This window comes from Dietzia sp. B19, from assembly GCF_014145155.1.
In the GTDB taxonomy this organism is placed as follows: Bacteria; Actinomycetota; Actinomycetes; order Mycobacteriales; family Mycobacteriaceae; genus Dietzia; species Dietzia natronolimnaea.
This window is the reverse complement of the sequence record NZ_JAALED010000494.1, coordinates 1-1,240: the sequence shown is the minus strand read 5'-3', so window position 1 is coordinate 1,240 and position 1,240 is coordinate 1. Positions and strand designations below refer to the sequence as shown.

Below are 1,240 nucleotides of genomic sequence, written 5' to 3'. Positions count from 1 at the left end.
GCAGCTTCGCGCTCGCCGTGGGCCGGGTCGCCGGGAGGTAGGGCATGGCACTTCACGAACCCGCTCGCCGGGACGACGCCGACGAGGCCGGCGCCGCGACCCGGCCCGATCTGTTGGGGCGCATCGCCGCGCCACTGGCCGCGATCAACCGTGCGCCGCTGACCTCGTACCACGTGGTCATGGTGGTCACCGCCCTGCTCACCGTGATCGGCCTGGGGATGGTGCTGTCGAGCTCCAACGTCCTCGCCTTCTCCGGTGGCGGCACGCCGTTCGACATCTTCCTGCGCCAGGCCGTGTTCGTCACGATCGGCTGGGTGGGGTTCGTGGTGGCCCTGCGCATGCGGTTCGAGCTGCTGCGGGCTGCCGCGCTGCCGATGCTCCTGGTGTCCATCGGTCTGCTCATCGCCGTGCTGATCCCCGGTGTGGGCATGGAGATCAACGGCTCCCGCGGGTGGATCGACCTCGGCTTCTTCGCGATCCAGCCCGCCGAGATCGCCAAGTTCGCGTTCATCATCTGGGCGTCGTCGGTGGTGGCCAAGCGCATCCGCACCGGGTACTGGCTCGACCTGCTCTTCCCGGCCATCGTGGGGTACGGGGTGGTCGCCGCCCTCGTCGTCGTCGCCCCCGACCTCGGCATGGCCACGGCGGTGACCATCGCATTCCTGTGCGTGCTGTGGTTCTCCGGGTACCCCACCCGGCACTTCGTGTGGGTGATCGCGTTCGGCACCGTCGTGTTCGGCGTCCTCGCCGTGACGTTCGCCTACCGCTTCGAGCGCGTCCGGACCTTCTTCAACACCTTCGTCGGTGACTTCTCGAACCCCCAGGGTTCGGCCTACCAGTCGTATCAGGGGATGCTCTCGCTCGCCGAGGGCGGCCTGTTCGGGGTGGGCCTGGGGCAGTCCAGCGCCAAGTGGTTCTACCTCCCGGAGGCGACCAACGACTTCATCTTCGCCATCATCGGGGAGGAGCTCGGCTGGTTCGGCGCCGCCGTGGTCGTCACGCTGTACCTGGCGCTGGGGTGGGCCGGCATGCGCGTCGCGCTGCGGTCAGCGGACCCGTTCCGTCGCCTGCTGGCCGGCACGATCACCACGACGATCGTGCTGCAGGCGTTCATCAACATCGGGTACGTGGTGGGTCTGCTCCCGGTCACCGGCCTCCAGCTGCCCCTCATCTCCAACGGTGGCACCTCGGCGGTCGTGACCCTGGCCTCACTCGGTCTCCTCGCCAACTGCGCCCGCCA

General features: G+C 69.0%; 1 protein-coding gene. It reads left to right on the top strand.

What is annotated here, in order from left to right:
* Positions 1-44 precede the first annotated feature (44 nt).
* The coding region (gene ftsW / locus G6020_RS13545) for a putative lipid II flippase FtsW (RefSeq protein WP_182610976.1) at positions 45-1,240 on the top strand (1,196 nt) is incomplete at its 3' end.